Source organism: Microlunatus elymi (genome assembly GCF_007362775.1).
In the GTDB taxonomy this organism is placed as follows: domain Bacteria; phylum Actinomycetota; class Actinomycetes; order Propionibacteriales; family Propionibacteriaceae; genus Microlunatus; species Microlunatus elymi.
Genome location: NZ_CP041692.1, coordinates 3,162,480 through 3,182,906, shown reverse-complemented (window position 1 = coordinate 3,182,906; position 20,427 = coordinate 3,162,480). Strand labels below are relative to the sequence as shown.

Annotated in this window: 16 protein-coding genes and 1 tRNA gene; 14 read left to right on the top strand and 3 right to left on the bottom strand. The window is 68.1% G+C overall.

The annotated features are described in order from the left end of the window. Nucleotides 1-59: 59 nt before the first annotated feature. Entirely contained in the window at nt 60-809 is a 750-nt protein-coding gene (locus tag FOE78_RS14225; protein WP_323125688.1) for a GolD/DthD family dehydrogenase, read from the bottom strand. A 78-nt stretch (nt 810-887) separates the two neighbouring features. On the opposite strand from FOE78_RS14225, the gene cmk reads away from it, so the two are divergent. The 5 genes from cmk (at nt 888) to tatC (ending at nt 5,641) form a co-directional block, all read left to right on the top strand. After that, nucleotides 888-1,586 (top strand): (d)CMP kinase, encoded by a 699-nt coding sequence (gene cmk / locus FOE78_RS14220; protein ID WP_143986878.1) that lies wholly within the window; start codon nt 888-890, stop codon nt 1,584-1,586. Nucleotides 1,587-1,699: 113 nt separating this feature from the next. Further along, nucleotides 1,700-2,416 carry a lysophospholipid acyltransferase family protein gene (locus tag FOE78_RS14215; RefSeq protein WP_168207521.1) on the top strand — a complete coding sequence of 239 codons (717 nt, stop codon included), beginning with the start codon at nt 1,700-1,702 and terminating at the stop codon, nt 2,414-2,416. After that, a complete protein-coding gene (gene der / locus FOE78_RS14210; RefSeq protein WP_143986876.1) occupies nt 2,400-3,779 on the top strand; it encodes a ribosome biogenesis GTPase Der in 1,380 nt (459 codons plus the stop codon). Before FOE78_RS14215 ends, der begins: the two co-directional genes overlap by 17 nt. Nucleotides 3,780-3,851: 72 nt before the next feature. After that, nucleotides 3,852-3,924: transfer RNA gene (locus FOE78_RS14205), tRNA-Pro, on the top strand. Nucleotides 3,925-4,627: 703 nt separating this feature from the next. Next, nucleotides 4,628-5,641 (top strand): twin-arginine translocase subunit TatC, encoded by a 1,014-nt coding sequence (gene tatC / locus FOE78_RS14200; protein WP_143986875.1) that lies wholly within the window; start codon nt 4,628-4,630, stop codon nt 5,639-5,641. A 283-nt stretch (nt 5,642-5,924) separates the two neighbouring features. Here the strand turns inward: tatC and FOE78_RS23635 are convergent, their stop codons facing one another. Continuing rightward, nucleotides 5,925-6,572, bottom strand: coding sequence for a TetR/AcrR family transcriptional regulator (locus tag FOE78_RS23635; RefSeq protein WP_168207520.1), 648 nt, complete (start codon nt 6,570-6,572; stop codon nt 5,925-5,927). A gap of 89 nt (nt 6,573-6,661) precedes the next feature. On the opposite strand from FOE78_RS23635, the gene FOE78_RS14190 reads away from it, so the two are divergent. The 7 genes from FOE78_RS14190 (at nt 6,662) to FOE78_RS14160 (ending at nt 15,879) form a co-directional block, all read left to right on the top strand. Beyond that, nucleotides 6,662-7,195 carry a YciI family protein gene (locus FOE78_RS14190; protein WP_228266215.1) on the top strand — a complete coding sequence of 178 codons (534 nt, stop codon included), beginning with the start codon at nt 6,662-6,664 and terminating at the stop codon, nt 7,193-7,195. Further along, nucleotides 7,185-8,447, top strand: a complete 1,263-nt coding sequence (locus tag FOE78_RS14185; protein ID WP_143986873.1) for a serpin family protein — start codon at nt 7,185-7,187, stop codon at nt 8,445-8,447. The genes FOE78_RS14190 and FOE78_RS14185 overlap by 11 nt, the downstream gene beginning before the upstream one ends. 85 nt (nt 8,448-8,532) lie before the next feature. Then, nucleotides 8,533-9,981, top strand: a complete 1,449-nt coding sequence (locus FOE78_RS14180) for a cytochrome ubiquinol oxidase subunit I (protein WP_210414587.1) — start codon at nt 8,533-8,535, stop codon at nt 9,979-9,981. Beyond that, the gene (locus tag FOE78_RS14175) at nt 9,978-11,060 is read left to right on the top strand and encodes a cytochrome d ubiquinol oxidase subunit II (protein WP_143986872.1); all 1,083 of its coding nucleotides are present in this window, start codon (nt 9,978-9,980) and stop codon (nt 11,058-11,060) included. Before FOE78_RS14180 ends, FOE78_RS14175 begins: the two co-directional genes overlap by 4 nt. A 43-nt stretch (nt 11,061-11,103) precedes the next feature. Beyond that, on the top strand, nt 11,104-12,969 hold the full coding sequence (locus FOE78_RS14170; RefSeq protein WP_210414586.1) for a glycoside hydrolase family 15 protein: 1,866 nt from the start codon (nt 11,104-11,106) through the stop codon (nt 12,967-12,969). 46 nt (nt 12,970-13,015) lie between these two features. Further along, nucleotides 13,016-14,326 carry an NAD(P)/FAD-dependent oxidoreductase gene (locus FOE78_RS14165; protein WP_143986870.1) on the top strand — a complete coding sequence of 437 codons (1,311 nt, stop codon included), beginning with the start codon at nt 13,016-13,018 and terminating at the stop codon, nt 14,324-14,326. After that, nucleotides 14,326-15,879, top strand: coding sequence for a GMC oxidoreductase (locus tag FOE78_RS14160; RefSeq protein ID WP_143986869.1), 1,554 nt, complete (start codon nt 14,326-14,328; stop codon nt 15,877-15,879). Before FOE78_RS14165 ends, FOE78_RS14160 begins: the two co-directional genes overlap by 1 nt. 41 nt (nt 15,880-15,920) lie before the next feature. Here the strand turns inward: FOE78_RS14160 and zwf are convergent, their stop codons facing one another. Then, nucleotides 15,921-17,318: a glucose-6-phosphate dehydrogenase gene (gene zwf, locus FOE78_RS14155; RefSeq protein ID WP_143986868.1), complete on the bottom strand. Its 1,398-nt coding sequence runs from the start codon at nt 17,316-17,318 to the stop codon at nt 15,921-15,923. A gap of 180 nt (nt 17,319-17,498) precedes the next feature. On the opposite strand from zwf, the gene FOE78_RS14150 reads away from it, so the two are divergent. Both FOE78_RS14150 and FOE78_RS14145 read left to right on the top strand, forming a co-directional pair. Then, a complete protein-coding gene (locus tag FOE78_RS14150; protein WP_210414585.1) occupies nt 17,499-18,806 on the top strand; it encodes a DUF2254 domain-containing protein in 1,308 nt (435 codons plus the stop codon). 60 nt (nt 18,807-18,866) lie between these two features. Next, the gene (locus FOE78_RS14145; protein WP_210414584.1) at nt 18,867-20,420 is read left to right on the top strand and encodes a LuxR family transcriptional regulator; all 1,554 of its coding nucleotides are present in this window, start codon (nt 18,867-18,869) and stop codon (nt 20,418-20,420) included. Nucleotides 20,421-20,427 lie beyond the last annotated feature (7 nt).

Sequence of the window (20,427 nt, the reverse complement as noted above, 5' to 3'; positions counted from 1 at the left end):
AGCGCCACCCGCACCAGTTGCAGCCGGTGCGGCTGGACGTACGTGGTGCGGCTGTGGGGTCAGCGGGCGAGGAAGCCGCCGTCGACGGGCAGGTCGATTCCGTTGATCATCAACGAGTTGTCCGAGGCGAGGAAGAGGGCCGCGGCGGCGATCTCCTCCGGTTCGGCGAAGCGGCCGGCCGGGATGAGTTCGCGGAAGGCGTCGCCCTTCGCGCCGGTCCACGCGTAGCGGCCGAGTTCGGTCATCACCACGGTCGGCGAGATCGCGTTCGTACGTACCCCACGGCCGCCCCACTCCAGCGCCAGCACCCGAGTCAGTCCGAGCACGCCCGCCTTGGAGGCGCAGTAGGCGGCGTGTTGATCCAGCGCCGCACTGGCCGCCTGGGAGGCGAGATTGATGATGCTGCCCCCGCCCTGCGCCAGCATCTGCCGGCCGACCGCCTGGGCGACCAGGAACGTACCGCGCAGATTGACCGCCAGAGTCGGGTCCCAGACGTCCAGGCCGAGGTCCTCGGCCGGTGCCAGCGGCCCGATGCCGGCCGAATTCACCAGCACGTCGATCCGGCCGGCGTCGCCGATCACCGCCGCGACCATGTCGGTCACCGATGCCGGGTCGGTGACGTCCAGCCGGTACGCCGTCGCCGGCGCACCCAGCGCTGCCGCCCGGTCGGTCGCGCCGTCGAGGTTCAGATCGGCGATCGCCACCCGGGCACCGTTGCCGGCGAAGGTCTGTGCGATCGCCCAGCCGATGCCGCCGGCGCCGCCGGTGATCAACGCCGTCTTGCCCGTCAGGCCGAACTCCAGGTCCATGTCGGTCATCCTTCACGCAGTGTCGCGGCTCTTCGGCGCACGTGGTTCCTGCGGCCACGCTACGGGTAATCTGAGCCCGTGCCCCAGACCAAGAGCCGATTCGTAGTGGCCGTCGACGGACCGAGTGGTTCGGGGAAGTCCTCGACCTCGCGCGGGGTCGCCGAGCGCCGCGGCTACGCCTACCTGGACACCGGGGCGATGTATCGCGCCGCGGCCTGGCTGGTGCTGCAGTCCGATCTGGACAGCAGCGAGCAGGAGTTGGTGTCCAAGCTGATCGAGCAGGCGGACCTCGGCATCGGCACCGATCCGGCCGGCCCGCGGTTCACCGTGAACGGCACCGACGTCACCGAGGCGATCCGGGAGCCGGTGATCAGCGCGTCGGTGAGCGCGGTCGCCACCAATCTGGCCGTCCGCGAGTTGCTGATCGCCCGGCAGCGGGAAATCATCGCCGCCGCCGATCCCGGGATCGTGGTCGAGGGCCGCGACATCACCACCGTGGTCGCGCCCGACGCGCAGGTCCGGGTGTTGCTGGTCGCCGATCCGTCGGCGCGGGTCGCGCGCCGCAAGAACGAGCTCGGCGGGGTGGTCGGTGATGACGACGTACGGGATCAGGTGATCCGCCGGGATCGTGACGATTCGACCGTGGCCCAGTTCCATGACGCCGCTCCCGGCGTGACGGTGGTCGATTCGACCGAGCTGACGCTGGACGAGGTGGTAGACCGTATCTGTGAGCTGATCGATCAGGTTCACGCCGGCTCCGGTTCTCCTTCCTCTTGAGGATCTGTATTGACGTGATACTGGACACCTTTGCGGGACTGCCGCACACCGAGCAGCTGCCGCGACGAAGCAACTGGATGTTCAGGACAGTTCGCCGGCCGGCTCGATGGCTGATGTCTCATTACTGGCGGATCACCATTCACGGCCGCGAGTTGTTGCCGCCGCGCGGGCCGATGATCCTGGTCGCCAACCACGTCGGGCTGATCGACGGTCCACTGCTGGTCGCCGAGCACCCGCAGCCGGCGTACGCGCTGGCGAAGGTGGAACTCTTCTCCGGGCCGCTGGGCCGGGTGCTGGACCACATCGGCCAGATCTCCATCGACCGCCGGCGGGCCGACCTGCGCGGGGTGACCCGGGCGATCCACCTGCTCCGCACCGGCGGGGTACTGACGATCTTTCCGGAGGGCAAGCGGACCGGCGGCGATGTCGCCATCGCCCACCGCGGTGCCGCCTACCTGGCCATGGTGACCGGCGCACCGGTGATTCCGGTCGCGCTGCTGGGCACCCGCGGTCCCGGTCGTGGCAGCGGGCACGTGCCCGGCTATCACTCTCGGCTGCACATCAGCTACGGTCAGCCGGTGCACGTACCGGCCGTGCCGTGGCCGCGGACCAAGATCGCGGTGGCGGACTGGACGGAGCGGATCCGTACGATCCTGGCCGAGCACATCAGCACCGCGCAGGAACTGACCGGCATGCAGCTGCCCGGACCGCCGACGCCGCGTACGCCGAAACCGCCGCGACAGCTGCCGGTGATCGGCAGGATCCGGGGAAGGCGGTCGGATCACACCCGCCACGAACTCGCAGGGATGGACGATGACAGAGTCAATTGACACGCCGGTGACCGAATTCGGTCCCGGCGACAATTTTGCCGCCGCCGCTCCGCCGGTGGTGGCCGTGGTCGGCCGGCCGAACGTCGGCAAGTCGACCCTGGTCAACCGGCTGATCGGCCGGCGCGCGGCGGTCGTCCAGGACACTCCCGGCGTCACCCGGGACCGGGTCTCCTACGACGCGCTCTGGAACGGCCGCCAGTTCGTGGTGGTGGACACCGGCGGCTGGGCTCCGGACGCCAAGGGGATGGCGGCGCAGATCGCCGAGCAGGCCGAGCTGGCGATCAGCGCGGCGGACGCGGTGGTGTTCGTCGTCGACACGAACGTCGGCATCCTTGATCACGACGAAGCCGTGGTCCGGGTGCTGCGCCGGAGCAAGAAGCCGGTGCTGCTGGTGGCCAACAAGGTCGACGATCAACGCGCCGAGGCGGAGGCCGCGGCAATGTGGAATCTCGGGTTGGGCGAGCCGCACCCGGTGTCGGCACTGACCGGCCGGGGCAGCGGTGATCTGCTCGACGCCATCCTGGACATCCTGCCCGAGGCGCCGGGGGAGATCCTCGAGGAGGGCGGCCCGCGGCGGGTGGCGATCGTCGGTCGGCCGAACGTCGGCAAGTCCAGCCTGCTGAACAAGCTGGCAGGATCACAGCGTTCGGTGGTGGACAACGCGTCCGGCACCACCGTGGATCCGGTGGACGAACTGGTCGAGGTGGACGGCACCGTCTACCGGTTCATCGATACCGCCGGCATCCGGCGCAAGGTCAAGGAGGCCAGCGGGCACGAGTACTACGCCAGTCTGCGGACCCAGGGCGCGATCGAACGCGCCGAGGTGTGCATCGTGGTGGTGGACGCGAGCGAACCGCTGACCGAGCAGGACCTGCGGATCCTGACCAATGTCGAGGAGTCCGGCCGGGCCCTGCTGATCGCCTTCAACAAGTGGGATCTCACCGACGACGAGCGCCGCCGCTACCTGGGCCGCGAAGTGGAACGGGATCTGGTCCAGTTCGGCTGGGCCGGGGCGGTGAACATGTCCGCACTGACCGGCCGGCACGTGGACAAGGTCGGCGCCGCGATCGAGGACGCTCTGGAGGGCTGGGAGACCCGGGTCTCCACCGGCAAGCTGAACGCGTTCCTCGGCCGGCTGGTCGCATCCCACCCGCATCCGGTCCGCGGCGGAAAGCAGCCGCGAATCCTGTTCGGCACCCAGGCGCAGTCGGCGCCGCCGACCTTCATCCTCTTCACCAGCGGCAAGATGGACGCCAGCTACTTGCGCTTCATCGAACGTCGGCTGCGAGAGGAGTTCGGCTTCCACGGCAGTCCGATCCACCTCAGCATCCGGCCCCGGGAGAAGCGGTCCAAGAAGTCCTGACCGTCGGGCTGCCCAGGCGCATCCGAGAGTTGTCGCTGTAGTAGTGTTCCACCTCGGGCCGCAAGGCCCGATCGGGCTGTAGCGCAGTTGGTAGCGTACCGGTCTGGGGGACCGGGGGTCGCGGGTTCAAGTCCCGCCAGCCCGACAACAAGCGGCGCACCGAAATGTCGGTGCGCCGCGACTGCTCCTACCGGACCCGTTCCCGGGTTGGCGCGCATCGCGCTGAGCACGCTCACCCCCAGCATCGAGCAAATTGCAGGAGCGTGCGCACCCATAGCGGGCGCAGGGTGACCGGAACCTCCTGGGATCCCGAGTGTGCGCCGGGTGGTCGGGCTGAGACGCCCAGAGTCCCGCTCGTGCTGGAAGTTTGCCGGGTGTTCGGCGCGTGGCCGGTTGAGAATCCCGCTCGTGCTGGAAAGTCGCCGGGACACCATGATGGTTGTTGTCCGAGGTTCTTCGGATCAGAGCGTGCGCGGGCGGGATCGGGCACGAACGAAGAGGCGAGAACGTGCACCCGCGGGCCGCGGCCCGACTTCAACCCCTCGACTTCAACCGAAGTTGCAGGAGGGTGCGCACGCATAGCCGGCCCGGAACGGCCGCAACCTCCTGAAATTGTGGCGGTCCGAAGTAGGGCGGGAACGGATGGGCCGGCGCGACGGGACGAGCCAGCAGACAACCGATGAGAACGGGAATCGGCAGCCGCTCATTGTTTCTGCTGATCTTGGTCCGCCGACATCATGACTGAGTCGGTGCTGAGCCCTCAGGATCCGTACCCGGGGCCGCCGGGGGAGCGTCGTCCTACCTTTGACGTGTACGAGCCTGGCTGGTTGGCGGATCGGGGTAGCAGGATGGCGGTGACGCTGCACGGACGGCCGGTGCATTGGTCCGGGATCAAGATCAACTTCGCCCGGCTGCGACCGCCGAAGATGCCGCCGGACGGGCAGATGACGCTGACCGATCATCTGCGTGAGTTGCGTTACCGGCTGGTGGTGATCGTGATCGCGATCATGGTCGGCACCGTCGTCGCGTACATCTTCAACGCCCAGCTGTTCGACCTGTTGCTGCGGCCGTACGCGATTGCCGCGGCGAATCTGCAGCACTCGCACAGCGGCCTGCACCTGATGCCGGTGATCGAGGGTGTGACGAATCCGTTCACGTTGATCTTGAAGACCGCCTTCATCGCTGCCCTGGTCGGGACGTCGCCGATCTGGCTCTACCAGATCTGGGCGTTCATCGTGCCCGGTCTGCTGGCCAAGGAACGCAAATGGACGCTGGCCTTCCTCAGCGCGGCGATCCCACTCTTCCTGCTCGGCGTGGTGATGGCCTACTTCCTCATCCCCAAAGGGATCACCGTGCTGGTCGGCTTCACCCCCGGCAACGGACAGATCACCAACCTGCTCGACATCAACAACTTCCTGAACTTCCTGATCCGGGTCATGATCATCTTCGGCGCCGGATTCGAGGTGCCGGTGTTCGTCCTCGGGCTCAACTTCCTCGGCATCCTCAAGGCCAGGCACCTGGCCAAGGCTCGCCGCTTCGTGATCCTCGGCTGCTTCGTCTTCGGCGCCGTCGCCACCCCGCAGACGGACCCGTTCTCGATGCTGATGCTGGCTGTCCCGATGGCGGCTCTCTACCTGGCCGCCGACCTGATCGCCCACCTCCACGACCGTCGCGTCGGCACCTCCGCGGACGCAGCCCAAGCGACGGATCCGGCCGCGGGCATCGCCGCCGACAAGGCGCTGACGGCGCTCAGCGCGACATCGCTGACGCCGCCGGCTCCTGCCGTGCCGCACCACCAGACCATCGGCGAACTCCTCGGGCTGCCGACCGAGCATCGCAGCGAGGACCCGCCTCGAAGCTGACAGCTCGATGCCGTCGCTCCGGGTGATAACTCAGGAATCGACACCCTCGTTGCCGGATCGGCACAGGTCGCACGCTCACCGGGCCGCGATCGGGCGAACGAGTGTGTCGATTTCTGAACTGTCCGCGCCAGCCAGGTGGTCAACGCCCGCCGCTGGACCATGTCGCGGCCGGACCGTCCGACTGGGTCCGGTAGACCAGCCGCCGGTGGCCGTTCGCCGAATTCTGGCAGTGGCAGGAAGCGGCCATCGGCCGGCGGATCGCCGGCGGGTCGTCCGGTAGCGCTCAGGGCAGCGAGGCTATCGATCGGCGAGCAGTCCGGGGATCGTCACCGAATCCGATCGCGAGGCGGAGCAAGATGTCACGGAGCTGGATCCGAGTCGCTTCCTGAGGGACCGTGTCGGACAGGCCGAGCACAGTAACCCCGTGTAACGCGGCCCAGACCTCGCCCGCCCAGGAGGCTCCGCTTGCCGGGGTGACGTCGGCAAAGCGACCCGAATCGATGCAGTCGGCAACGCGGCGCTGGAGCAGCTCGAAGAGCTGCTCTCCGGCGTCGTCACCCGCGGGCGGGCGATGATTGAACATCGCCCAGTACAGTTCGGGCGTCCTCATCGCCAGTTCCAGATAAGCCCCGCAACCGGCTGCCAGACTTGCGACCGGATCGTCGACGATCGCATGGGTGTCGAACGTCGCCGCGAACCGAGAGAACCCCTCCCGACGAACTGCAGCGTGCAGGTCGCTCATGCTGCCGAAGTGGGTGTAGATCCGCATCGTCGAGGTGCCGACTTCGGCAGCCAGACGCCGTGTGCTGAGGGCGGCCGGACCCTCCTTGGCCAGGACATGCGCGGCAGCTTCGATGAGGGCGGCGCGCACGGCAGGGTCGGCAACGCGGGGGCTCACGCCGACAGGGTATAACGATGATATGTCGTTCAATGGGGTATCGGCGGGTGGTGCTGATCGACTGGCTATAACAGCGTTATACATATGCTGCCTTCGAGAAAGGAGCTGACGACGTGGAGTTCATGGTTCGCCACCGCGATCGGGTCGGTGCGGCACCGTTGCGTGCCGAGATCGTCGAAGACCACTGGAGCTACATGGACCGGTTCGAGCGCGAGCTGATCGCCCGCGGGCCGATGCTCGATGACGACGAGACCCCGATCGGCAGCATCCACCTGGTCGACCTCCCCGACGAGGCGGCCGCCTGGGCCTTCGCCTGCGGCGACCCGAACTACCGGCGCGGCGTCTGCAACGACGTGACGGTCCGCCCCTGGCGAAACCTGCTCGGTCGCACGATGTGGCAGTTCCCGGGCGGCCAACGAGGCGCCCGACGCTATGCCGTCGTCGGCTTGGCACCCTCGACCGGACGCTCCTGCAGAACTCCTGCCGACACGTGCGACCTGATCGCCTACGGGCCGTTGCTGACCGATGACGGAACCGAGGAACTCGGGGTCGTCGCGCTGCTGCGGGCCGACACCGCGGACGCCGCGCGGGACGTCCTGCTGCCGCAGACGTATGCGGACGTGAACGTCTGCCGTTGGGAGTTCGGTGGACGTTGAGCGGTACGAGGGCCGCTGTGTCTGGAGCCGTCAGCGCGGTCAGTCGGTCCGCCGCTGCGCAGCAGAACGTAGCGTGGTCGGCGATGGTGAGCTTGCCGACGAGATGGAGCCCGACGTGAATGATCTTGATCCAGCCGTTGTCGTGACGGAGCTCGGAGACTTCTCCGCCGACCTCTATCGCATCGTGGCCGAGCGTGCCGGCAACCTGGTGCTGTCGCCGTATTCGGTGGCGGCGGCGTTGGCGATGGTGCTGACCGGGGCGCGTGGCGAGACGGCTGACCAACTCGGTGCCGTGCTGCACACGTCCGACCCGACCTCGTACGCGCGCGGACTGGCGGCGGTCCGAGAAGAGCTCGCATCGGGCACCGGTGACGATCTTGTGCTCGACCTGGCCAACGCGGTCTGGGCCCAGCAGGGTCTCGGCTGGCACCAGGACTACCTCGACCGACTCGACCATGATCACCAAGCCGGGCTGGAACAGGTCGATTTCGCCGCCGCCCCGGCAGCCGCGGCGAAGTTGATCAACGGCTGGGTTGCGCAGCGGACCCGGGACAAGATCACCGAGTTGTTCACTCCGGACAGCATCGACCCGCTGACCCGGCTGATGCTGGTCAACGCGGCCTATTTCAAGGGCGCCTGGGCCGAACCCTTCCGCGGCCGAACCCGGCCGGAGCCGTTCCACCGGGCTGACGGCAGCAGCGTCGAGGTGCCGATGATGAGTCAGACGCTGCGGCTCGGACGTCTTCGCGGCGACCGCTGGCAGGGCGCCCGTCTCGACTTCGCCGGCGGCCGGTTCGCGATGGCTCTGCTGCTGCCGGATCCGGACGTGTCGCTGGATGGGCTCGAGAAGCGGCTGACCGGTAGGGCGATCGGCGACCTCCGCACCGGCTGGGACCGCGGCGCTCAGACGCTGCTGAAGCTGCCCCGATGGCGGTTCCGGCTCCGCACCGACCTCGATGATCACCTTCGGGCGCTCGGCCTGACCGCTGCGTTCGACCTGGACCGAGCCGACTTCAGCCTGATGGCCGACGAAGAGCTCGCCATCGGCACCGTCGTCCAGGAGGCGTACGTCGCCGTCGACGAGGAGGGTGCCGAGGCGGCCGCCGCAACCGGCGTCGCGATGGTTGCGCGGGCCTCGCTGGCCCGGCCGGAGGAGTTGATCTTCGACCGGCCGTTCCTGTTCGTGATCTTCGAGCAGTCGCTCGGGCTGCCGCTGTTCATCGGCCGGGTGGCCGACCCGTCATCGCGCTGAGATCGCGCTGAGCAAGGCCCCGGGATCGGTGCTCATCCCGCCAGGATGATGACTGGGCAGCAGCCGGGCGGCAGGCTTCCTGGTCGTGAGCCAGACGTACCAGCTCATCACAGCACTGGCCGTCGACCCGGTCCCGTGGGCCCGGGCGCAGATGGCTTTCACCTTGATGTGCCACATCATCCTGGTGCCGCTCGGTGTGTCCTGGGCGCTGATGACCCTGGTCGCCAACTACCGGGCGATCAGGCACGACAACCCCCACGCGCTGCTGCTGGCCCAACGCTGGTCGAAGTACATGGCCGTGACGTTCGCCGTCGGAGCGGTCACCGGTACAGTGCTGAGCTTCGAGTTCGGTCTGCTCTGGCCACGTTTCATGGGACGCTGGGGCGCCGCCTTCGGCGTGCCGTTCGCTTTCGAGGGGATCTTCTTCTTCGTCGAGGCGATCTTCGTCGCCATCTACATCTTCGGCTGGCGCCGGCTGAAGCCGTGGACGCATTTCTGGACCGGTGTGCCGATCGTGCTGGCCGGGATCTTCGGGACCATGTCGGTGGTGGCGGCCAACGCCTGGATGAATGCGCCCGCCGGCTTCACCCTCAACGCCCAGGGCGACGTCGTCAGCGTTAACCCGATCGGGGTGATCTTCAACAAGTCGATGCCGCTGCAGGCAGCCCATATGCTCGTCGCCGCGTACCTCGTCGGCGGATTCCTGGTCGCTTCGGTGTACGCCGCCGCGATGCTGCGCGGCCGGCGCGATCACTACCACCGGTTGGCCTTCACGATCGCGTTCACCGTCGCGGCGATCGCGACCCCTGTTCAGCTCGCGGTCGGCGACACCATCGCCCGCTGGGTCTATCAGAATCAGCCGACGAAATTCGCCGCGATCGAGCTGGTGCCGACGACCAGCAGTGACGTGCCGGAGACGCTGCTCGGCCGGGTCGGCCCGAACTGGACCGTCAAGGGCGGCTTGCCGATCCCCGGCCTGGCGTCCTGGCTGTCGGATCCCAGCACCGGCAAGGCGACCGTGGTCCAAGGCCTGAAGGCGTTTCCGGTGGACAATCAGCCGACCATCGCCGAGGTCAACATCGTCCACCTGATGTGGGACGTGATGATCGGCCTGGGCACACTGCTGTTCCTGCTCGCGCTCTGGTACGGGATCGGCTGGGTCGTCCGCCGCCGGTTGCCGTCGAACCGGTTGTTCCTGCTGGCCGCGACCGCCGCCGGCCCGCTGGCGGTGATCGCGATGGAGGCCGGCTGGATCGTCACCGAGGTCGGCCGGCAGCCGTGGATCGTCTACAACCAGATGCGGGTCAGTGCCGCGGTCACCGGCAACCACGGGGTCTGGATCTCGTTCATCGCCATCGTCATCCTGTACGCCGCGCTGGGGGTGACGACGATCCTGGTGCTGCATCGGATGAGCCGTCGCTTCCGCCGAGCCGGTGGTTTCGTCGAACACGACACGCCTTATGCGCCGCGGCCGGCACCCCAATCGACACCCCCTGCGGAGCCTGAACAACGGGTCAAGGTGCTCGACCCATGAGTACCGCGGTTGCGATCGTCCTGCTGATCGCGGTCGTGGCGTACGCGATCTTCGCCGGTGCCGACTTCGGTGCCGGGTTCTGGGATCTGATCGCCGGCGGTCCCGACCGAGGCGCCCGGTCGCGCGGTGTGATCGAACACTCGATCGGCCCGGTCTGGGAGGCCAACCATGTCTGGCTGATCTTCATCCTGGTGGTGCTGTGGACCTCCTTCCCGCCGGCTTATGCGTCGATCACGCTGACCCTCTACGTGCCGATGATGATCGCTGCGCTGGGGATCGTGCTGCGCGGCGCCGGGTTCGCCTTCCGCAAGGTCGCGGTGACGCCGCGGAACCAACGCATCCTGGGCGGCGCCTTCGCCATCCCGTCGGTGTTGGTGCCGTACGCAATGGGTGCGATGGCCGGCGGCGTTGCGTCGGGCCGGGTGCCGACCGGCGGGAGGGCCGGCGATCCGGTGCACAGCTGGATCAACCCGACGTCGATCATGGGCGGCGTGCTCGCGGTTGCCGCTGTCGCCTACCTGGCGGCGGTTTACCTGGTCTGGGACGCACGGCGTCTCGGCGATCCGGCGGCGGCGGAATATTTCCGCCGCCGGGCCGTCGGAGCCGGCTGTGCCGTGGTTGTCGTGGCCGCGGTGAGTGTGGTGGTGCTGCATGCGGACGCCCGCTATCTGTTCGACGGGCTGTTCTCCCGGGCGCTGCCGCTGCTGATCCTCGGGGTGCTGTGCGGCGTGGGTGCGTTGTTGCTGCTGGTCCGCGGCGCCGCCGCCGGCGCCCGGCTGCTGGCCGTCCTCGCGGTCGCCAGCATCGTGACGGCCTGGATGGTGGGGCAGTGGCCCTACCTGTTGCCGACCAGCCTGACCGCCTCGGCCGCCGCGTCCCCGAACGGCACGCTGACCGCGGTGCTGGTGGCGGTCGGGTTGGCGGCGGTCACCGTGTTGCCGGCCTTCATCGGCCTGTACGTCCTCGACCAGTTGGGGAAGCTGCCCGACGAAGGCGTCGACGACGTGGCCGACCGACAACTCGATTCACCCCGACAGGCTGATGCGGTTGAACCGGCGGGTGCCGACGATCGAACCTGATGCCGTACCACATCCCCCGTACGCATCCGAAAGGAACAAGACCGTGAACCTCTCCACCTCGCCCTTCCCGCCGATCGCCGACTACGCCTTCCTGTCCAACTGCCACACCGCCGCGCTGATCGCGCCGGACGGATCCGTCGACTGGCTGTGCCTGCCGGCCTTCGACTCGCCGAGTGTCTTCGGCAGCCTGCTCGATCGTGAAGCGGGCTCGTTCCGGTTCTGCCCGTACGGCATCAACGTGCCCACCGCGCGAACGTACGTGCCCGGCACGAACGTGCTGACGACCACCTGGCACACCCCCAACGGCTGGCTGCTGGTTCACGACGCGCTGACCATGGGACCGAGACACGGACCGGACCTGGTGACGCCGCACACCCGGCCGCCGGCCGACGACGATGCCGAGCACCTGCTCGTGCGCACGGTCGAATGCCTGGACGGCGCGGTCGAGGTCGAGCTGATCTGCGAGCCGGCCTTCGAGTACGGCAGCGAGTCCGCGCGCTGGACGCTGGTCGACGGCGACGGTCACCAAGCCGACGGGACGACGGGCAACGGGCAGACCGTACGGCTCAGCACGGATCTGTCGATCGGCATCGAGGGCGGCTCCGCGCACGCCAGACACATCCTGAAGAAGGGCGAGCGGGCCTTCTGCGCCTTGTCCTGGGCCGACGACCTGGCGTGCCCGACCGACGCCGACGACGCGGCCGCCCGGATCGAGACCACGGTCCAGTTCTGGCGCAACTGGCTGGCCCGGGCTCGGATCCCCGACCACCCGCTGCGGCATCCGATCGAACGGTCCGCCCTCACCATCAAGGGACTCACCTACATGCCGACCGGCGCCACTGTGGCGGCGCCGACGACCTCCCTGCCCGAGACCCCGGGCGGCGAACGGAACTGGGACTATCGCTACACCTGGATGCGCGACAGCACCTTCACCCTGCAGGCCCTGCATTATCTGAACCTGGATTGGGAAGCCGACGAGTTCATGCAGTTCGTCGCCGACCTGGAACCGAACCACGACGGCGGCCTGCAGATCATGTACGGCATCGACGGCCGGCGCGACCTCGCGGAGACCACCCGCCCGGACCTGACCGGCTATCAGGGAGCCAGCCCGGTACGGATCGGCAACGGCGCCTACGACCAACGCCAGAACGACGTCTACGGGGCGGTGCTCGACTCGCTGCTGCTGCACACTCGGCGCAGTCTGCATCTGCCCAAGCGCCTGTGGCCGTTGGTGCAGACGCAGGCGGACGCGGCCCTGGCCAGTTGGCGCGAGCCCGATCAGGGGATCTGGGAGGCGCGTGGGGAGCCGCGGCACTATGTGTCGTCGAAACTGATGGGTTGGGTCGCGCTGGACCGGGCGGCGAAGTTGGCGGAGATCCGCGATGATCCCAAGCTGCAACAGTTCTGGTCCCAGGCCGCCGACGAGATCCGGGCCGACATCCTCGCCCATGGCGTCAGCGATCGCGGCGTGCTGCGGCAGCACTACGACACCGATGCATTGGACGCCTCGAACCTGCTGGCGGCGATCTTCGGCTTCCTGCCCGGTGACGACGAACGCCTGAAGAACACCGTCGACGCGATCGCCTCCGAGCTGACCGAGAACGGATTCGTGTTGCGTTATGTGACCGACGAGACCGACGACGGGATGTCCGGCAAGGAGGGCACCTTCCTGATCTGCTCGTTCTGGCTGGTCTCGGCACTGGCAATTGTCGGCGAGATGCGGCAGGCGACGGACCTGATGGAGAGGTTGCTGCGGATCGCATCGCCGCTTGGCTTCTACGCCGAAGAGTTCGAAGTCGCCCGAGCCCGACACCTCGGCAACTTCCCGCAGGCCTTCTCGCACCTGGCCCTGATCGAGGCGGCCGGCCGGATCGTGCTGGCCGAGCGGATGGCCGAGCTGTCGCTCTGAGCAACCTGACAGGGCCGCCGGGAACAGTGAGGCAGGAGGAGGGGAGATGGCCGACGAGGTGCTCGTCCTCGGTGGTGGGCTGGCCGGCGTCGCGACCGCGCTGAGGCTCGGCGACGAGGGGATCCCGGTCACGCTCGTCGACCGCAACGACTACCACCAGTTCCAGCCGCTGCTCTATCAGGTGGCCAGCTCCCAATTGCCGGCCGAGGACGTGGCCCGGCCACATCGCAGCATCTTCAACGACTACCCGTCGGTACAGCTGGTCAACACCGAGGTCGAGCAGGTCGATCTCGACCAGCATCGGCTGGGGCTGGCCGACGGCCGGACGCTGACCGGCGCCGAGCTCGTGCTGGCCGCCGGCGCCCGGCCGAACTTCTTCGGGGTGCCGGGTGCTGCCGAGTACGGCTTCCCGCTCTACTCCGTGGTGGACGCCGAACGGCTGCGCTCGCATCTGCGGCGGCTGCTCGACGGGGCGTTCGCGGCCGGCGGCGACGACGACGGGAAGCTCGACGTGGTCGTGGTCGGCGGCGGGCCGACCGGAGTCGAGATCACCGGAGCCCTGGCCGAGCTGATGGCCGAGCTGCATCGCACCGGACGGCTGACCCGGATGCCGCAGATCACCATCGTCGACCGTGGTCCGGCGCTGCTGCTGCCGTTCCCGGACAAGGCCCACGCCTACACCTCGGCGAAGCTGACCGAGCACGGCGCCTCGATCCGGCTGAGCACCGGGGTGACCGCGATTCGTCAGTCCGCGATCGACCTCGACGACGGCAGCACGTTGTCCGCCGGGACCACCGTCTGGGCCGCGGGTGAGCAGGGTCCCGCGGTGGTCGCGTCCGCCGGTTCGGTCCTCGGCCGAGGCGGTCGGGTGGACGTCCGATCCGATCTCACGGTCAACGGCTACCCCGGGGTTTATGCGGTCGGCGACGTGGCCAACATCCCGAGCACCGACGACGGCGACGCGGCACTGCCGCAACTGGGGTCGGTGGCCCAGCAATCCGGCCGTTGGGCCGCCGAGAACATCCTCCGCGAACGGCGGCAACACAACACCGAGTCCTTCCGCTACAAGGACAAGGGGATCATGGCCATGATCGGCCGCAACGCCGCCGTCGCAGCGGTCGGCAAGCGGCACCATCAGGTCGAGGGCCCGGTGGCCTTCGGCGCCTGGCTCGGCGTACACGCGATGCTGCTGAGCGGCGCGCACAGCAAGGTCGACGCCTTCCTGACCTGGGCGGAGGACTACTTCGACCGGGATCACTCGGCCGCCCTGGAGTCATCGGCACAGCCGCAGCGGATCGCCTGGAGCGACGACGAGCTGGACCGACCGCACATCGTGATGCATCCGAGGAGGGTGTGATGTCAGACGAGTACGACGTGATCATCATCGGCTCCGGTGCCGGTGGCGGCACCCTGGCCCACCGATTGGCTCCGTCCGGGAAGCGGATCCTGATCTTGGAACGCGGTGACTGGCTGCCGCGCGAGATCGAGAACTGGGACGCGACCGCGGTCTTCGTGGACAACCGGTACATCTCACCGGACACCTGGTACAGCCCCAGCGGCAAGGCCTTCCAGCCGCAGGTGCACTACTTCGTCGGCGGTTCGACCAAGTTCTATGGGGCCGCGCTCTACCGGCTGCGCGAGCGGGATTTCGGTGAGCTTCGGCACCACGGCGGGTTGTCGCCGGCCTGGCCGATCGGCTACGACGTGCTGGAGCCGTACTACACCGAGGCCGAGCAGCTGTACCAGGTGCACGGCGCCCACGGGGACGACCCGACCGACCCGCCGGCCAGTGCTCCTTACCCATATCCTCCGGTGTCGCACGAGCCACGGATCGCCCAGCTCTTCACCGATCTCACACAGGCCGGGTTGCACCCCTTCCACGCGCCCTCGGGGGTGATGCTGGACGAGGCGGATCCGGTCCACAGCGCCTGCATCCGCTGCGCCACCTGCGACGGCTTCCCCTGCCTGGTCCACGCCAAGTCCGATGCCGACGTGATCGCCGTACGCCCCGCCCTGGAGCACGACAACGTCACCCTCGTCCGCAACGCCGTGGTGCAGCGGTTGCTGACCGACGATTCGGGCCGGACGGTGACCACCGTTTCGGCCGACGTCGACGGGATCGAACAGCAGTTCAGCGGGTCGGTGGTGGTGGTCAGTGCCGGTGCGGTCAACTCGGCCAAGCTCCTGCTGGCCAGCGCCAACGACCAGCATCCGCGGGGGCTGGCCAACGGCTCGGATCAGGTCGGTCGCAACTATGTGTTCCACAACAGTCGAGCGTTCCTGGCCGTCTCGGCCGAGCGGAACGACACCAGATTCCAGAAGACGCTGTGTGTCAACGACTACTACTTCGGCGACGCCGACTTCGTCTATCCGATGGGCAATGTGCAGATGGTCGGCAAGTCCTCGGCGCCGATGTATCGCGGCGAAAAGCCGATCCAGACCGCACTGGCACCGGGATTCGCGCTCACCGAGCTCGCCGAGCATGCGGTGGACTTCTGGCTATCCACCGAGGATCTGCCGGATCCGGACAACCGGATCACCCTGGACGACAAGGGCAATGTGGTGCTCAGCTACACGCCCAACAACAAGGAACCACTGAAGCAGCTCTATCAGCGGATCAGGAAACACCTGAACCAGTTGGGCATGCATCCGCGTCATCTGATTCCACGGGACGTCTACATGAAGACCGACATCCCGCTGGCCGGCTGCGCTCACCAGGCCGGCACCGTCCGCTTCGGTGCCGATCCGGCGACCTCGGTGCTGGACACCGACTGCAAGGCGCACGAACTGGACAATCTGTACGTGGTCGACACCAGCTTCTTCCCCAGCATCGGCGCGGTCAATCCGGCGCTGACTGCGATGGCCAATGCGCTGCGGGTCGGTGATCACCTGCTGGCCCGGCTGGGCTGACTCGGGTGAACCGGCGGGAGATGATCGGCCGGCGGGAATGATCAGCTCGTGGGAATGATCCAGGGGGTGTGCCAGCCACCGTGATCAGCGGTCAGCCGATCGGCTGCCGCCGGACCCCAGCTGCCCGGATGATAGGCGTGGATCGGCGTCGGGTTGTCCAGCAGTGGCTGCATCACCCGCCACTCCTCGTCGACGACGTCCTGCCGGACGAAGCGGGTGTTGTCCCCGCGTAGCGCGGCATCGAGCAGCACCTCGTACGGTGTCGGTCCTTCGCCGCCCTCGCGGGAGAACTCCATGTCGAGTTCGATCGGCGCGGCACTGGCGGCGTCGGCACGATGCGCGTCGACGACGAACCGGATCCCGGTCGCCGGGTCCAGGGTGACCACCACTTGATTGGGCTGCGGACGATGGCCGGGCGCGAAGAAGCCGAGTCGTGGTGAGTTCTTGAACACCACTCGCAACTCGGTCTGGGTGGCCGACAGCCGCTTGCCGGTACGGATGAAGAACGGGACGCCGGACCAGCGCCAGTTCTCGATCTCCAGCCGCAGCGCCGCATAGGTCTCCGTCGTCGATCCGTCGGCGACTCCGTCGACGTCGCGGTAGCCGTCGTACTGACCGCGGCAGTAGTCGGCCGGATCGGCTTCGACGACCGAGGAGAACAACGCCAACTGGGCCTCGGTGATCGTCCGCGGATCGCCTCGTGCCGGAGCCTCCATGGCCGCGGCGGCGACGACCTGCATCAGGTGGTTGACGACGACGTCGCGCAGCGCACCGACCGGGTCGTAGAAGTGCCCTCGATCCTCGACACCGAAGCTCTCGGCCATGGTGATCTGCACGCACTTGACGTAGTTGCGGTTCCAGATCGGTTCCAGGACGGTGTTGGCGAAGCGCAGATAGAGGATCTCCTCGGTGCCCATCTTTCCGAGGTAGTGATCAATGCGGTAGAGCTGCGGCTCCTCGACGTACTGATGAAGTTCGGCGGCCAGGCTGCGGGCGGAGGCCAGATCGTGGCCGAACGGCTTCTCCACCACCACCCGCCCGGTGCGGGTCAGACCCGCCTTGGACAGTCCGCCGACCACCGTGCCGAACAGGAACGGCGGGATCTCCAGGTAGTAGACCGGGCACCCGGCGTCCTTCACGGCGTCGCTGACCAGACCGTAGAGGGTGTCGTCGGTGAAATCGCCACTGACATAGGAAAGTCGTGCGGCAAACCGGTCGAAGATCGTCTGATCGAGCTGCTCGCCCGCACCCTCGATCGATTCCCGGGCACGCTGGACGAGCTGGTCGATCGTCCAGTCGTCGGCGGCCACACCGACGATCGGGCAGTGCAGCAACCCGCGGGCCTCCAGCCGGTACAACGATCGGAAGGTCATCACCTTCGCCAGATCGCCGGTGATTCCGAACACCACGAACACGTCTGCGGACTGATTCTCTCCCACGATGACCTACCCCTCGATCTCCTCGACCCCGCTGATCGATCCCGCGTCGACACTGCCGAATCTAGGAATGCGCCGGTGCCGAGTCATCATCACCGCGGGATGAGGCGGCCGGCTGCAGGGACCGCGCTTCACCTACCTCGGATGAGGCGCAGCCCCGGCCGGGTTGCTTGCATGGACGCGGTGTCGTGGGCAGTGCGGTTCCGGATCCGGCAACAGGTGCGCCAGAGCCTGTGGGCCGTTCCGTTGCTGGGCGCCATCGCCGGGGTTGTCGTGTCCAGGATCGATGTCGCCCTGGAAGGTCGGTGGCAGCTACCCGCCGGCTGGTCGTATTCCTCCGGCACGGCGAGCAGTGTGCTGGCGGCCATAGCGGGGGCGATGGTCGGCTTGCTGGGGTTGGTGGTGACCATCACTGTGCTGGTTGTCCAGATGGCCACCGGCACGCTGTCTGCTCGGTTCATGCGGTTGTGGTATCGCGACCGGGTGCAGAAGATCACGTTGGCTGCATTCACCGCGACGTTCACCTTCAGCTATGCGTTGCTGCGCCGGATCGAACCCGACTCGGTGCCGGACATCGGGGTCTCGGCGGCCGGCGTCGCGGTGACCCTGGATCTGATCCTGTTGCTGGTTTATGTGGACCGCTTCCTGCACATGCTGCGGCCGGTGGCGGTGGCCGCTGCGATGGCTCAGGCGGGACTGCGCATCATCCGGCTGATGGGTGATCGCTCCCAAGTCCCGTACGGCGAGTCCGGCAACGGAAGTGCCGGAACGCTGGGCCGTAGAAAACCCGATGTCAGGGTGCGGGCTGGGCAATCCGGCGCGATTCAGGCCGTGCACACCGAAGGTCTGGTGCGTTGGGCCACCCGGCACTCGGCGGTCTGCGTGCTTCCGCACGCCGTTGGCGATTTCGTCATCGAGGGCGGCGTAGTCGTCGACGTCTATGGGGTCGCCGGCACGAAGGAGGCCCGGCGGTTGCGCGGGATGGTCGCGCTCGGTCACGAACGGACCATCGATCAGGATCCGGCGTTCGCGCTGCGGATCATGGTCGACATCGCGATCCGGGCGCTGTCTCCGGCCGTCAACGACCCGACCACGGCGACCCAGCTGATCAACCACATCGGCGCCTTCCTGACCAGGATCGGCAGCAGCGAGACCGCGACCCGGCGGATCTGGCTCGACCCGGCGGCCCGGTTGCGGCTGGTCATCCCGTCTCGTACCTGGGAGGACTACCTTCAACTAGGCGTCAGCGAGATCCGGCTGTACGGGGTCACGTCGGCGCAGACCAGCCGGCGGTTGCGGGCGATGCTGTCGGATCTGGCCGAGCAGGTGCCGGCGGACCGCCGGCCGGCGGTGGCGCATCAGCTGACCGTCCTCGATCGGGTGGTGGCGTCGTCGGTCAGCGATCCGGATGATCGTCGTCTGGCGCTGGGGCAGGACGAACAGGGGATCGGCGGGGCGGGTCGGCACACCGCGGTCGACCGATCCGGGTGAAGATGTCGGCCACGCAGATTGGGTGATGCCTCTGCCGTCGCCTCGTCCGAATCTGGGGGCATGGTCGCGCTGCCACGTGAGCACCTCGAAGGTCACGACGGCGTCGCCGCCGATCGGCTGCTGGCCGCTCGGTTGGCGCCGCCGGAGGTGCCGCCGTGGTACGTCGATCGGCCACGAGTGGCCGACCAGCTGAGTCGGGCGGCCGCGTCGGCGGTCACCCTGGTCCGGGCGCCCGCGGGCAGCGGCAAGACCGTCGCCGTGTCGGCCTGGGCTCGCCGCGCGGGCCGGGACGCGGTCGGCTGGGTCTCCTTCGAGCCGGGCGACGAGCGGCCCAGCATCCTGTGGCCGCTGATCATCGCCGGCCTGTGCGCGGCTGTGGGGCCGTTGCCGCCGGACGCGCAGTACTCCGGTCCGCGGGCTCCGCGCCGGACGTTGAATCGTCTCGGCTCGATGCTGGCCGAGCTGGATCGTCCGGTCTCGATCGTGTTGGACGGCTACGATCTGGCCGACGCGGTGCTGACCGACGGACTGATCTTCCTGTTGGGACACAGCGGCGGCAAGTTCCGGCCGATGTTGGTGTGTCGGACGGATCCGAAGCTGCCACTGGCGCGGCTGCGGCTGTCGGGCACGATCGCCGAGGTCGGGATGGCCGACCTGGCCTTCACCGCCGGCGAGACGGGTGAACTGCTGGAGCGCGGCGGGATCGAGGTCGGGCCGCCGGCCGTGGCGAGGCTTACCGAGCACGCGCGCGGCTGGGCGGCCGGGATTCGATTCGCGTCGCTGGAGTTGGAGCGCGGCGCCGATCCCGAGGTGCAGATCCCGCGATTGGCCGGCGATACCGGCGACATCTCGCAGTTCCTGATGGCGGAGATGCTGCGAACCCAGACGCCGCAGGAACGGGAGGTCCTGTTGCGCACCAGTGTGGTCGACGTGCTGGAACCGGGGTTGATCGAGGCGCTCGGTGGACGCCTGGCGGCTCGTACGCTGGCGCGTCTGGCTCGGGCCAATGTGCTCCTCGAGGCGGTCTCGCCGCCGGGGTGGTATCGCTATCACCCCTTCTTCCGCGAATTCCTGGTCGCCGAGCTCGCCAACGGCTCCCCGTCGCGGCTGACGCGCCTCAGGCGTCGTGCCGCCGAGTGGTATCGGGCCAAGGGCCAGATTCCCGACGTTCCAGGGCCCAGCCGGGGCCCGCTGACGCCGGTAACCGCCGCAACGGCGACCAGCGATCGCACCGGGTACGATCCCGGCGCTCGCGATCGGGTGGATGGCAAGCGACTGAGTGGCGATCGATCGGGGGCAGCTCGGACGCGCGTTCGGACGGCCGGCGCGACACCGGCGCTCCGGGTGGTGGTCAACCGGGCGGCGATCGGTCAACCGGACTCGCTGGCCACGGAGCCGAGTGTGATCGAGCCGTTGACGCCCAGGGAGACGGAGGTGCTCGGCTACCTGGCCGAGTTGCTCACCACGGACGAGATCGCCGCGGCCATGTTCGTCTCGGTCAACACGATCCGCACCCACATCCGCAACATCCTGCGCAAGCTCGCGGTGTCCCGGCGCAACGAGGCGGTCCGCAGGGCGCGCGCCCTCAGCCTCCTGCAGAGCGACGCCCGCTGAGTCTGCA